Consider the following 13,027-nt stretch of genomic DNA (forward strand, 5'->3'; position numbering starts at 1 on the left):
CCTCAGGCGATGTCCCAGCCCGCGCCGACCCTCGACCTCGTCCTCGCCCGCGTCCTGGCACATTGCGGCGGTGACCCGACTGCGGCGGCTCGCCACCTCGCACGGGCCATCGCGCAGCAGCCGCACGCGGCAGGGCCTTACGAGGCTCTGGACGAGCTGCGCCAGTCCCACCCCGCGGAGGCCGCCCGGTTCCTCGAAGCCGCCGCGTCGACCGGAACCTGCGCGGCCAACGCCTACGTGTGCTTCCGCGACGGCGACATGGACACGGCGGTGCTCTGGCTGGGCTCGGTCACCGGCCTTGAGCCGCGCAACACCTGGGCGGCCGCGCCCTGGTTCGCCGACGAGCGCTTCCTCACCTCGGTGAGCGCCGACGCGCTCGGCGAGGCCGCGCTGCGCACCACCGACGGCGGGCACGACCTGGCCGCCGACGGCATGCGGGAGCGGTTCGCGCCGTGGTTGCACGCGATCGCGGTGGTGTCGGCGCGTGATCCGCGACCCGCGGCACTGGCCCGTATGGCGATCATGCTGCGGGCGTGCGGTCTGACGGACCAGTCGTTCGCGCTCTGCGATCAGGCGGACGCGGTCGAACGGGTCATGTTCACCGAGGTCGTCCGGGCGGGCACCTGGCGCAGGCTGGGCGACATGGGCCAAGCCCTGGCCGCGTTCGAGCGGGCGCTCGCGCTGGACCCGACGAACTGGTCGCTGTTCCTCGACATCGCCGACCTGTGGGCAGAACAGGGCGACTTCGCCGCGGCGGTGGAGTGGGCCGCGCGCGGCCTGGACCATGAGCCGGCCGAGGTGACGCTGCTCGCCGCGCGCGTGGCGTACCGGGCCAGGCTCACCGGTTCGGCCACCGACCTGGCCGAACTGGTCGAACTCGCGAAAGGGATGCCGGAGTCGCCGTACCGGCAGGTGCTGATCGATCACGCGTGCGCGGGGCCTGGCCTGCCCGCCGACCTCGTCGCCGCGGCGCGCGAGGCGCGGCCGCGCTCGGCTTAGGGTGGACGTCGTGCGGTTGGTGGTCATGGCGGACACGCATGTGCCGAAGCGGGCGCGGGACCTGCCCGAGCCGCTGTGGGACGCGGTGGACGGCGCGGACGTCGTGGTGCACGCGGGCGACTGGGCCGACCTGCCGTTGCTCGACAAGTTGGAACAGCGGGCCAAGCGGCTGATCGCGGTGTACGGCAACAACGACGGTCCCGACCTGCGCGCCCGGCTGCCGGAGACGGTCCGCGCCGAGCTGCACGGCCTGCGCATCGCCGTCGTGCACGAGACCGGCCCCGCGGCCGGTCGCGAGCGGCGCTGCGCCGCCCTGTTCCCCGACTGCGACGTGCTGTTCTTCGGCCAGCACAACATCTCTAAACCTGTAACACGTAAACGGCCCCGGCAGGTGCGCTAACACCTGTGATCCGGGGCCTCGACCGGGACGGAGCCCCGATCTCATGGAACACCTTTGAGGGTTATTAACAGACCACCGTCGATGGGCGCGCACGAACCGATCTTGATCAACTTATGATATGTCGGGAATAGACGCGACGGCCGTCTGCGGGTAGATCACTTGGCGTGTGAGAACACAAACGATCTTCGCGGACAGGCCGTCGCGGGTAGAGAAGATGACGGGCCTGAGCAGCGATCAAGTCGACCGGCTCGTACGTCTACGCCCAAGGCAGCCTTGACCCCCAAGTATGTATAAAGGGTCAGCGGTGTACTAGGCAACGGTTGCCGATGTCACCAGAAGTATAAAGTGCCCCAGTCAAGGGGTCTGTGATTGCACCACTTCTGCGCTGTATTTACCCAGCTTAACCGCGCGCCCGTCCGTAAGACCACGCCGAAGTCCGCCCAAATCGGAATTCCTCCGACTGGGTTACCGGTGCCTTCGGGGCCGCCGCCCCTCAGAGCAGACGCTCATGGTCTTCTGCCGCTCGAGCCTGTACCTCGGCGCGGAATATGTCGTCGATCTCTTCGTCGACGTCGTCGGTACCGTCCTCATCGGGATCCTCGTCCTCGTCGTCGTCGGCGCGCGCGGTGCCGGCGCCTGCGGTGTCGGCCGAGTAATACGCCTCGCGGTAAAGCGCCAGGCAGCCCTCGATACCAGAGAGCAGATCCTCCAGCATGTCTCGGGCGGGCCTCATCGGATCCAGCGGCGTCAGCCTGACGGTCAGCAGTTCACTGCCGGGCCCTTCGTCCTCCGCCCCGTACCGGTCGACCAGTGTCTCCAGCTCGACGATCTTGTCTTTTAGTTCATCGATGTCTGGTGCCAGGCCTTCGGCAACGAGCATCGCCTCTCGGATCAGTCCTGTCACCGAGTCGTGCGGGCTCAGCCCGCCCGCCATCAGCTCAAGTACCGCGGTAGGCGTCCGATGCGGCAGCGCCGAGATATTGTCCGACTCCTCGACCACCCGGGTGAACTCGTATCCCGCAGCTTCGGCGGTCACCTCAGCTGCTGCTCGGAGCCAGTGCGCGGCAGCAACGGCGGCTGCGGTCGGGTCAACGTCCACGAACAGATCGTTGCCACCAAGTGGATCCTGAGCCAGGATCGCATCAGCTGCCATCACCTGCACCGGTGAAGCATCCGCTCTTGTCAGCAGGACTGCCTGCGCAGCCCTGCCAGTCAGGTCACCGAGCTCTGCCCTCTCCACCGCGTTGAGTTCGATCGACACCTCCGCCGTGATCGCGTCAGCCAGCGCCGCGTCCTTCAGCGCGAGCAGGGCACGGCCGACGCGATGTGAGAGTTCCTCGACAGGGTCATAGGACATCAGCAGCATGCCGTTGTCGTCCGGCAGGTGTGGTGACCTGATCCAGGTCAGCACATCTGCGAAGCCCTCTCGGCGTTTCTCCCGACGCCACCCCTCGGTGTTGACTCCCATGCTGCCAGCGGCGCTCGCTGGGTGGGAGTAGCAGCGCCACAGTTCGCGCGACAGCGACGTCAAGCCCATCACCATGCCATCGAGAGCGTTTCGGCTACCTGTTGCGGGAAGATTCGCTATCACGCGACACCGATCGCCCCGGCCAGTCCCCCAGACTGCAAGTACCTCGCCACGATCCTCGTCCACCGCATACCGGGTCACGGTCCGCTCCCTCCAAGCTCATTCAGGCTACGGCCCTTCCCGCCACGTCCACCAGAACGTCACGGACGAGCGACGCAGCGCGGCATGGCGACCCCGCGTTCGGCAAGACCCCACGGCCGGGTCCTCACCATCCGCGCAGCTTGAGGCCGGGCCCTGTCTAATCGTTATCTAAGGCCATTGGACGGTCGTGGTCGGTCGCGGCGCCCTCTGTGCCAGCAGTGAAGGCGGCTGCCGCCTGCTCGTCGAGTATTCGTTCTAGCACTTCACGGGGCGTTCCGATGGGGCCTAGGGCCACGGCGGCGAGTGTCTGCCTGATGCTGGTGCGGACGGTCACTCTCTCCGTGAACAACTTTGGGTCTAGAGTGAGGACTCCGCCGTTGAGGGCTAGTCGGATGAGCCCCATCGTTTTGATGACCTCAACAGCGACGTTGGCGATGACTAGCGCAGCGCCTTGATATCTAGCGTCGATGTCATGGCTTGCTACTCGGTCGGTGATGTCGTCAGCGTGGACGAGATCGCCGTAGAGCCATGCGTATGCCAGGGCGACGTCAGTGACCGGTGCACCGAGCCGCCCGCCGACGGGACCGGTTTGTGAGTCGTAAGCCAGCGCTGTCTTGGTCGAAGGATCAAGTCGCCTCCAGCCCGCCTTGAGCGTTTGAAGCTTGTCCGCCAGGTCTTGTTCCCCGCGAGTGAGGTAGCCGAGGGCGTTCATGACCTTGGCGTGATAGACGGTCTCGTTGTTCAGGATGAACGGACGACACCGGGCTGCGAGGGAGTCAAGTGCCTCTTCTTCGGGGAGATCGATGGCGAGCTCCGCTGGGCCGCCATCGGTACGGACGGTTAACTTGGCTTTACCTTGGGCCCAGTCGAGCAGGCGTGTTCGGTCTGCTGCGAGGGAGTGCGCTTCGACGCGGCGGGCGCGCAGGATGAAAGTCGCCAGCACGGTGTATGCGTTCTCGGTAAGTTTTTGTTGATCTGGGGCGGTCACCAGTGCCTCCACACACTCCGTTAGGGCGGCAGGAGCGTAGCGCATCAGTTATCGGCCGCTGGGGCAATGGCAACCGCCGTCAGCCGGTTGCGGCCATGCCCTGTTTGGGTGGACCACACGCCGCAGCCCTGACGATGGCGGTGGTCAAGCCGGCTCGACCGTTGCACGATCAGTCTGATCATGGCTTCCTGGTGCCGAGAGGTCGCTGTACGCACCTGTGGCTAGCGATCGTTCGACGACGGACGAGCGTCGGGTCCCATACTCTTGACTGGCTGCCTGACGCTGCGACGTACGTCCTGGGCGAGCACTTCGACAAGATTGCGCAACGCCGGCGTGAGCGACTCTCGCTTCTTTCCCAATGCATGTGCGAGTGACCGTCGTACCACTGGTTTCGGATCTCTCGCCAGGCTAGCAATGTGTGGAGGTAGCGGCTCGTGAGATCGGTGCGTCACCCACCGTATGCCTGCGAGCGCTCGCAGTGATGGAAGCGTATGGTGGGCTAGCAGGCGGTAGTCAGACGACCATAGGGATTCCGGTACACGCAGGAGTGCCTGAATTATCGGCCGTTGGTCGTCGCTGCTGCCTAGCTGGGTGATGCCGATCTGCTGTATTTCGACCCAGGTTTGGGGATCTGGGTCAAGTTGAGTGACGCATAGCAGCGCCACTGAGCTTATGGGCAGCTCAGCAACCCAGCCAAAGTCTGCGCTGTCCTCGTGTCCGCCTCGGGCAACATCAAGGACGTCTGGCATCAATGTAATGCGAGCGGCTGGTTCGAGGTGCTGTGCGAGGTAGTTGAGGATGGCTAGACTTCCGCGGCGATTTGAACGAATGTCGCCTTGGTCCAAGCCTCGGCGTAGCGCTGTGTGGGCGACTTTGTGTCTGAGGTCGTTGTCCAGTGCTGCGGCGAAGTCAGCGACGTAGGTTTCGTCCTGGTATCTAGTCCGGCGGCCAGCGTGCTGGGGTCTTGGCTGCAGCCAGCTTTCAACCTCTTGACGTGCTACAGCTGATCCTGGGCCAACGTCAAGACCGAGTCGAAGTATGGCAAGCGCGGGCCACCGGTGGCTTTCCGCGTGTGCGCTGAGTGAGGCTGCAATGGCTGGTGCCGCATGGGTGAAGCTGTCAACTGCCGCGAGTAGTTGTTGGGCGAGCATGTGATGTGCCGACAAGCCTTGTGCGTAGATCGCTGGTGCTTCAGGGTGGTTGGAGAGGGCCGACAGGACCGAGGTGATCGAGTCGCCCTGGGGAACGTAGCCCGCCTGGCTGTCTTCGATCAACCGGCCGATCACGGTAAGGAGTTGATGTTGCTGCGCGTCGTTGAGTAGATGCGGCGTCGCGGCGACCACTTCATAGGCGGAGCGGTAGGGATCGGGTTCTGACCGCGGTTCCGGCCCAGAGTGCTGGGCTATCTCTTCCAGTCCGAGTGTTGCCCAGGCGCGTGCTTGGTCGTCGCTGAGTAGGTCTGCTGCTGATGCGGCTGCCGAGAACGCTGCTGCTCGAGCGTGGGGTGCCGGCCGCGTGGTACATGGCATGTTGGCGGTGTTCTCTGGTAGCTCTGCTGCGACCTTTTTGGCAAGCGCGACGCTGCCTGCGCTGACCAGCTGCTCGACGGCCTGTTCGATATCGCCTGCGCGTCGGAGCACTTCTGCTGTCGCTCTGCGTGCCGACAGTTCGTCGGTGAGTTCGGCGCGGACGGCTGACTGCCATCGCCAGCTTTGGGTCCTTCGCAACGACTCGTTCTGAGCCGTAGGGTCGAGCATCGACTCAAGGGCGAGTTCTTTCGTGTGAGGTGCTCCAGGTAGCACGCTGGCCTTGGCGAGGGGTCGAAGTGCCTGTGCTCTCGGATGCTGGTCGTCGGCTTCGATGCTGTCGGTGTACCAGTGTCGGACGGTGCGAAGTGCGTAGAGCCAGTCTGCTGCTTCGTCGTACATCTGTGAGGCCACGGCGCGGTCGATCGCCTCGTGATACTCGTGCTGGGCTCCTGCTCCGTCGCCGGTGAGCGCGAGGTATCGACCGTGTCGTGCATGAGCCCAGGCGACGATGTTCGGCGGTTGTGACCGGTGCATCGCGCGGATGGCGTCTTGCCATTCGCCTGTCGCGTCAGCGATCCCCATGCGAAGCCGGGCGTGGAGTAGACGGGTTCCGCTTTCTGTGGTGCTGGCCGATGGATTCCCTTCGAGGATCGCGCGCAGTGTCGCGATCCTGCTTGTCACGACTTGCATGTGGTCGGCTGCTATCGCGTGTTCGCATAGGAAGACCGCGGCTTGGGCTTCGAACGGATCTCCTGGAGCCATCTGGTCGAAGGCTTGGAGGAACCCGTCTATGGAACTTCCCTTGGCTACCCAGATGGCCGCGTTCACGACCTCCAGAGCTCGGCTGGCCTCGGGGCTCACCTCGCCGTCTGTGAGGACTCTTGATTCATCGTGGGTGGCGAAGCCTGCTTCCCACGGTTGGACTTGGTCGAGGTGATGCCAGGCAAGCCCTGCGCGAATCATGGTTGCCTGGTCCAAGTCGCCTGCGGCCTGTAGCGCATCGGCCTGCCGGCGCCGCATGACAATGGCGTGGGGGCCGAACTTACTGTCGTGCAGCTTCGTGGCGAGGGCTTCGAACGCGGCTGCCGCCATGGTGTCGCCGCAGGCAAGCAGCTGCTCGGCGTGTGACAGTGCCTCGGTCAGTTCGAGTGCATCGATCGGTCCACGGACCACGGCGTCGACGTCGATACCGTCCTGCTTGACGTTGGGAAGCAGAGTCACGTCCCGCAGACCTCGTCGCCGCAGGTTTCGCAGCACGGTGTCGGCGTCCACCACTCCGGCGTACGGTCCCCAGGTCTGGGCCAGACTGGCAAGGTGGGCGAAGATCGTCGACGGGATCTGCCCGAACCGATCGGCGGTGGCACGGAGACGGTCCAGTGCGACGCGGTAGTCCGTCCCGTTGTCATCTACGGCGGGCCGCCACACGTGCAGGGCGGCGAGCAGGCGGTGTGTTGTTCGGTTAACGTCGCCCTGCGGCGGTGCGCCCGCGGCGATGGCCTTCTGGACCACTGCCTTGACGTGGTTGAGTCTGTTGCGAAGGGGTTCGGCTACGACGTCCTTGACCATGATTTCGTAGAAGGTGTCAGGGTCGGCGTGAGGTCGGGCCCACCTTGTGAGGTCGTCCAGTTCGCTGAGTGCCTTGGCGTTGCCTTGGGCAATGACTCCGAGTACGTGTTCGCCTCGACGTATGGAGTCGTGCTTCGACACGAGTGCGTGGAGCGCTTGTGTGGCGGCGTCGGCGAAGTCGGCGTCGTTGGCTGTGACCGTCAGTGTCCGCTTTACCTGGAACTCGACGCTTGAGGTCTGTCCGGGTCCGTAGAGGCTGACGTCGTCGAGGTGGTGGCCTCGGACGAGCTGCTGCAGTCCGAGCCGGTCAATGCTAGTACCTAATCCCGGCGGCTGGGCTCCGCTGAGAAGGTCTGCGAGGAGGATCGCGGCAACCCGATATTCAAAGATCGTGCCGGCTCCGCCTGAGGCCAGCGGAGATCCAACTTTCTTGCCAGCCACGAGGCTCATGATAGCGGAGTAACGACGGCTGTTCGCTCAGCCAGCGGTCGGACCAAGTGTCGTACTTCAGTAAGCCTTAGAGCTAGCAGACGTCTGTTGCGGGCGCCTCGGCCTCCGGGCCCGCTAGCCCGGCCCGAACCGCTGCGACAAGAGCGTCTCGCCTTGCGCCACCAGCCCACGCGGGTAGCGCCAAAAGTTCCGTGAGCGCCAGTTGAGGATCCATTTTGAGCAGCTCGGAGTAGTCGGCTGGTGGCCCACCTGCGGCGGGGCGCACTGCGGTCATCTCCTTGATCGTTGGTTCGCCGCGCCAGAAGTATGGCGTGGATGCAGCCAGTGCCTCGTCGACTGCGGTGCGGACTCCCGGTGCCCAGTCATCGGCGGAAGTGGCCATGACGATCCGGTTAGCCCCGAGGATCTCTGCCGCCTTGACGATCTTGCGTGCCGACTTTCGGCTTGAGCCGTCAAGGGAGCCGTTCGACTTCGCCTCCCCTGTGACGATCTGGCCGTCGATGATCACGCAGATGTCGGTTTCCACCTCCGGGCCGCCGCTACGAGCGGTTACGATCTCCAGTTCGGGACAGTAGAGCACGCTAAGTGCGTTCTCCCGCAACCGCGCTATGGCCAGCAGCGGGACGTCTCCGTTGTCTCTGAGGAGGTCACGCATGACGGGGTCGAGGTCGTAGAACCACTCTGGCTCTACGACGTGCTTTGCCCATCGATCATTCACAAGGTGATTGGGTGAGCCACACGCGATGCAGTCGTATGTGTCGGCGATAGCCGCGATGGGGATGAAGTCTCTGGAGTTGCATCTCTCACAGGTGAGGATGAGGCCGCGGCGGACGAGGGATCGGCTGTTCAGTTCGTCCAGCAGGTACCGAGCGCCTTCACCGACGACACGAGCGGCGTATTCGTGTGACACGTACCCCTTGCTGCGGAGGCTGTAGCCGATGCCGTAGTCGCCGCTGGGGCGAGGCGCCACGAAGGCATTCAGAAGCAGCCGACATGGCCCCTGCAGGGCATCGGTCAGCGCCTCCAGCGATCCCCATTTCCGAAGCGCAAGACTGGCTCGCCGACCAGCGTTGGAAACCCTTACTGTTGCGCCCTTGCGCCGAGCAGCTTCGGCGAAGATCGACAATGCTGTCGGGAATCTCAACCTGGGACGCGCTAGGTTCTCCACTGGCCCGGCACCCAGCATCGCGTAGCCGGCCTTGTCCGAGGCGAAGCACAGCCCAAGATGGCTGATCCTCACATGCGCCTCGGTGAAGGCTCCCGCGTCGTCGATGTTCAACAACCGCCGCTCGGGCGCGGTGAGTTGCGGCAGGTGGTGGCCAGGCATCATGACGTCGACTTGCCAGCGAAGCTCTTCACCGAGGTGGCCACGCGCGTCGGGCACAGGAGTCAATAGCGGGGTCGGAAGTTCGACCGCGGTATCGGTGACGTGCACGGGAACGCTGAGTGGGAGCTTGAAGTAGTCGGCGTCGCCTAGCCAGCGATGCCACGGCTGATCGTGCAGGCTGTTGAGGGTGACCTTCGTAAGCCATGGTTCGGGCCGCAGCGAGGCATCGAAGCTGGAGGCATATTCCGGTGCGAGTTCCTCAGCCAATGCGGCTAGATCTCGGTCGGCCATCGAGGTGCTGACCAGCCAGATCTCCTGCGGACGGACGCCGAGAGGATGTGCCCAGCCGTTCCACAGATCACGCGTGACTTCCCTGATGGCGGCGCCAACCTCGTCGTCACCACGCGCAGCCGTCGCCGGTAGCCAAGCGGCGTTGCCGTACGTCCGGTCGCATAGCATCGCCAGAGCATGATCATCGGCACTGTCGCCTGCGACGATGATCAGCGGGGGGCTCATGCCGTTGTTCAGTTGGACCGTCCACTGCCGGGTCCGAGCGAATGGCGTCATCCCCTCGAATGTCTCAGTGGTGAGTTCGGCCGGCGAGTGGCCCGCGGCTCGGGCCACCTGGCGGTAGCGATCGACGAGTCTGCCAAGGCCGTGAACTCGGCCAGTGATCGCCAGTTCAGCCAGGGCTGGGTAGTCGTCGCTGTGGACTGGCACTTCGAGGACACCGGGCTTGCCGACCGAGCTGGCGAGGCTGCCAACCCGTGTCTCGATCATCAGCGCGAACTGGTCCGGGACAGCGCTGAGGTCGAGTGTGAACCATTTGTTCGAGTTCTCGAAGGGCAGGTCCCCGCGCGCTGGGTCCACGTTGTGATCTGCATTGTGGATCTGCATGAACATCGGCTGGAAGACTCCGCCGCTTGCGAACACGGGCACGTGCGGTGAACACCATTGATCAATCTGCTCGGCGAAGCGTGGCCAATCGCTGTCGTCGTCCGCCTCGCGCCCTCGATCTCGCAGACGGCGCTGGAAGATCGAAAGTCCCTCGTGCTCGTTTGCGTAGTTGCCGGAGAACCCGTCGAACGCGTCCAACTGCTGGCCAGAGCGATCAGATGAGGTACGGACGAACCGGCCGACATAGTCGGGGTCGTAGGCACGCAACACGTTCAACAGCACCGGGCCGCATCCACCGTCTGCGCCGATGGGCAGAAGTACCGCCTGTCCCCCGCCCCAGAAGCGCGACAGGTCGCCGACTGCTCGGCGGGCAACGTCAACCCAGTCCTCGGAGGCCGGATACCCCACCGCGTGTCGTGATGGACGGAGGGAGACCGTTAACGTGCGGTATTCGGTACGGCCCTGGGCGCTTGTGTCCGCAGCCGGAGTCATGCCGCCGACCTTACGCGGCGACGACGAGGCCACTGGTGTGGCCCGTTCCCCGCATGTGCCGAGCTGTGTCGGCCGTCGCCGACACCTATGCGGACATCTGCCGCGCCCAGCATGGTGCGGGCCCCGTGGCGGCGTCGTTGCATCAAGGTGAGCACTTGGCCTACGGAGCACGCCCATCTACGTGAGCTTGTCGCACAGCTGATCGGCGACGCCGCGAAGGCCGGTGAAGTGCACGACGAAGTTCCCGCCGCGGAGTTGGCGGAGTTCTGTCTGAGTGCACTGCAGGCGGCTTCGGGACTGTCGTCGAACGCCGGTGTCGGGCGACTGGTGGCTGTGTCCCTGGCAGGGCTCGCGCCGCCAGCCGCCTGACACCGGCCCCACGAATTCCAAACCGAGCCGGTCGACAGACCGCGCCGGGAAGGTCCCCTGCCGCCTCCCCTGCCACGCCCCTGCGGTTGCTGCCTCAGTTGGCGGCCCGCGGCGCGTACATGATCACTGCGACGCCGATCAGGCATACCGCTGCGCCGATGATGTCGTAGCGGTCGGGCCGGAACTTGTCGACGACCATGGCCCAGGCCAGGGAACCGGCGACGAACACCCCGCCGTAAGCGGCAAGGATGCGGCCGAAGTTCGCATCGGGCTGGAAGGTGGCCACGAATCCGTAGGCGCCCAGCGCGATGACGCCGGCGGCGATCCACCACAGTCCGCGGTGCTCGCGCCAGCCCTGCCAGATCAGCCACGCTCCGCCGATCTCGAGCAGTGCCGCTACGGCGAACAGGACGATAGAGCGGGCGATCAGCATTCGCGCAGCTTAACCAGCCCCATCACGGCCGGGGGCAAGAGCACGCCCCACCCGGGCAGGCGCCGGCATGCGCGCTACGCCGCCTGCTGGACCGCCACCAGGCAAGTGCGGTCAAAGCTGCGAGCGCGACGGCGATGCCGGGCATGACCTGCCCGAGGGCTGCCCAGCCGGCGCCGCCGACGATGCCCGCGGCCAGCAGTAGTGGGATGGCGCAGCACAGGACGCAGGCCAGGCCGGTGAGCCCGCCGAGTCCGCTGGGAAGGATCGCGCGCAGTCTGTTGATCATTTGTTGTCTCCGTGGTCGGGGCTGGCGAGCGGTATGGGGCAGCAGTCGGTGGTGGCGCACGTTGTCAGGTCGTCGCAGCCGGCGTCCAGGGCGGTGCGCAGGCTTGCGGCGATGGTTTGCAGGTCGGCGATCTTCGTTTCGATCTCGATGAGTTTGGTAGTGGCGCGTTTCTGCAGGCTGGTGTCGCGGTGGCGGCCGTGTCGGTGGGTGCCTAGGTCGACGAGTTCGGCGACCTCGTCGAGGGTGAACCCGAGGCGCTGCGCCGTCTTGATCACCCGCAGCAGGGTCAGGGCCTCGGGCGGGTAGAGCCGGTGGCCGCCGGGGCTGCGGGCCGGTTCGGCCAGCAGCCCGCGGCGTTCGTAGTAGCGCAGGGTTTGCAGGTTCACCCCTGCCGCGTCGGCCAGTTCCCCGCTGCGCAGGCCGGTGTTCACCGGGGCCTGCGCATGGTGTCGGCCCGTTCGGCGAGCGCGGATAGGACGTCGGTGTGTGCGGGTGGGACTTCGACGTCGAGGGTCACTTCACCTGGTGCGGTAGCTGTGGTGGTGAAGGTGAAGAAGGAGCAGCAGTCGCTCTCGCGCGCGGCGAGGTCGCGGACCATCGTCTCCAGATCCGGGCCGCCTGCAAGGGTCAGGCGCAGGTGCCGGTCGCCGAGGTTTTCCGCGCTGCGGATGGCGGTGGTGAATAGGGCGTCGAGCTCGGCCATGCGCAGTGGCTGTTGCGCGGTCGGAAGGGTGCACTCCTGCGGCGCCCATACCGCGTCGGCAGCTTTTTCGGTCATGACTTCACCGTAAGCCTGTACCCAGGTACCGGATGCAAGTCCTGCTGCATGCCGGCCATGCCGTTGTTCGGCGCTTCGCCCATAGAGGGCGCCAGCATCAGGCGACGGCGCGAATCGGGGTTGGGGCGTGGTCGCGTAACTTGGAGGTGACTCTGCAGGTCAAGCCGTGGGGGTAGGCGGTTTCTGGCGGCGGTTTGCTGTACTGGCGGCAGGCAGAAATCGGCCAGTGGACGCGGCATAGCTTTCGAAGGCTTGGCCATGAGCTTGACGCAGGGCCGGTTCCTCGACGTATCGGACTTGCAGCTGGATTCCGGTCAGCATGAGCAGGAAGACCACCAGTTGCAGCACGCTGGGTACTGCGGCCGTTAGGCCTGCGACGGCGATCAGCATTGCGGTGAACACCGGATTTCGTACCACTCTGAAAACGCCGGTGGTGATCAGGCGGGTTTGCTCGCTGCCGTCGGCGCCGATTCGCCATGAGGCGCCCATGGCTTGCTGGGCGGCGAGGACGCCGACGAAGCCGAGCGTTGCGAGCAGCAACCCGGCGGCCTGAATGATCGGGTTGACCAGGGGTGCCGGCGGCGCTAGAACGTTCATCGCGGCGAGCAGGGGTGCTGCCGCGCCCAGTGGCAGTGCCAGGCCTAGTGTCAGCTGCGCTCCCCATGCTCCGGTGCCGAACCGGGGGTGGCTGTGGCGGTGCCCGCTCTCGCCGGTTCTTACGTAGTGGAGCAGTGTGCGGCCGCCGATGGCGGTCACCAGCCCGGCAACATATACCGCGAACGCTGTCCAGTACATCGAAATTGCACCTCACCAGTGCTGTTCGCTTCGGCAATTCCGCGGGGTG

10 protein-coding genes and 1 pseudogene are annotated in these 13,027 nt (G+C 65.3%); 2 read left to right on the forward strand and 9 right to left on the reverse strand.

The window, feature by feature from the left end:
* The first annotated feature begins 9 nt into the window (after positions 1 to 9).
* Complete coding sequence (locus AB0B66_RS09795) at positions 10 to 999, forward strand: tetratricopeptide repeat protein (RefSeq protein WP_360525726.1); 990 nt, start codon at positions 10 to 12, stop codon at positions 997 to 999.
* Between the two features lie 10 nt (positions 1,000 to 1,009).
* Positions 1,010 to 1,357: pseudogene (locus AB0B66_RS09800) on the forward strand (YfcE family phosphodiesterase); the annotation flags it as partial.
* 535 nt (positions 1,358 to 1,892) lie between these two features.
* On the opposite strand, the gene AB0B66_RS09805 reads toward AB0B66_RS09800, so the two are convergent.
* The 9 genes from AB0B66_RS09805 to AB0B66_RS09845 form a co-directional block, all read right to left on the reverse strand.
* Positions 1,893 to 2,930 (reverse strand): hypothetical protein, encoded by a 1,038-nt coding sequence (locus AB0B66_RS09805; protein ID WP_360525729.1) that lies wholly within the window; start codon positions 2,928 to 2,930, stop codon positions 1,893 to 1,895.
* A 295-nt stretch (positions 2,931 to 3,225) separates the two neighbouring features.
* Positions 3,226 to 4,056 carry a hypothetical protein gene (locus AB0B66_RS09810; RefSeq protein ID WP_360525732.1) on the reverse strand — a complete coding sequence of 277 codons (831 nt, stop codon included), beginning with the start codon at positions 4,054 to 4,056 and terminating at the stop codon, positions 3,226 to 3,228.
* A 221-nt stretch (positions 4,057 to 4,277) separates the two neighbouring features.
* Positions 4,278 to 7,592: a hypothetical protein gene (locus AB0B66_RS09815; protein WP_360525735.1), complete on the reverse strand. Its 3,315-nt coding sequence runs from the start codon at positions 7,590 to 7,592 to the stop codon at positions 4,278 to 4,280.
* An 82-nt stretch (positions 7,593 to 7,674) separates the two neighbouring features.
* Positions 7,675 to 10,317, reverse strand: coding sequence for a hypothetical protein (locus AB0B66_RS09820; RefSeq protein ID WP_360525738.1), 2,643 nt, complete (start codon positions 10,315 to 10,317; stop codon positions 7,675 to 7,677).
* Between the two features lie 463 nt (positions 10,318 to 10,780).
* Entirely contained in the window at positions 10,781 to 11,119 is a 339-nt protein-coding gene (locus AB0B66_RS09825) for a YnfA family protein (protein ID WP_360525741.1), read from the reverse strand.
* Between the two features lie 22 nt (positions 11,120 to 11,141).
* Positions 11,142 to 11,405: a hypothetical protein gene (locus tag AB0B66_RS09830; RefSeq protein ID WP_360525744.1), complete on the reverse strand. Its 264-nt coding sequence runs from the start codon at positions 11,403 to 11,405 to the stop codon at positions 11,142 to 11,144.
* Positions 11,402 to 11,836, reverse strand: a complete 435-nt coding sequence (locus tag AB0B66_RS09835; protein WP_360525747.1) for a MerR family transcriptional regulator — start codon at positions 11,834 to 11,836, stop codon at positions 11,402 to 11,404. The genes AB0B66_RS09830 and AB0B66_RS09835 overlap by 4 nt, the downstream gene beginning before the upstream one ends.
* Entirely contained in the window at positions 11,833 to 12,183 is a 351-nt protein-coding gene (locus tag AB0B66_RS09840; RefSeq protein ID WP_360525750.1) for a hypothetical protein, read from the reverse strand. The genes AB0B66_RS09835 and AB0B66_RS09840 overlap by 4 nt, the downstream gene beginning before the upstream one ends.
* A gap of 159 nt (positions 12,184 to 12,342) precedes the next feature.
* Complete coding sequence (locus tag AB0B66_RS09845) at positions 12,343 to 12,978, reverse strand: isoprenylcysteine carboxylmethyltransferase family protein (RefSeq protein WP_360525753.1); 636 nt, start codon at positions 12,976 to 12,978, stop codon at positions 12,343 to 12,345.
* Positions 12,979 to 13,027 lie beyond the last annotated feature (49 nt).

The sequence above is a fragment of the Catellatospora sp. NPDC049111 genome (assembly GCF_040648615.1).
In the GTDB taxonomy this organism is placed as follows: domain Bacteria; phylum Actinomycetota; class Actinomycetes; order Mycobacteriales; family Micromonosporaceae; genus Catellatospora; species Catellatospora aurea.

Coding starts and splice junctions, on each gene's coding strand:
- AB0B66_RS09840 (WP_360525750.1), bottom strand. CDS start 12,183: ATGACCGAAAAAGCTGCCGACGCGGTATGGGCGCCGCAGGAGTGCACC.
- AB0B66_RS09830 (WP_360525744.1), bottom strand. CDS start 11,405: ATGATCAACAGACTGCGCGCGATCCTTCCCAGCGGACTCGGCGGGCTC.
- AB0B66_RS09825 (WP_360525741.1), bottom strand. CDS start 11,119: ATGCTGATCGCCCGCTCTATCGTCCTGTTCGCCGTAGCGGCACTGCTC.
- AB0B66_RS09845 (WP_360525753.1), bottom strand. CDS start 12,978: ATGTACTGGACAGCGTTCGCGGTATATGTTGCCGGGCTGGTGACCGCC.
- AB0B66_RS09820 (WP_360525738.1), bottom strand. CDS start 10,317: ATGACTCCGGCTGCGGACACAAGCGCCCAGGGCCGTACCGAATACCGC.
- AB0B66_RS09795 (WP_360525726.1), top strand. CDS start 10: ATGTCCCAGCCCGCGCCGACCCTCGACCTCGTCCTCGCCCGCGTCCTG.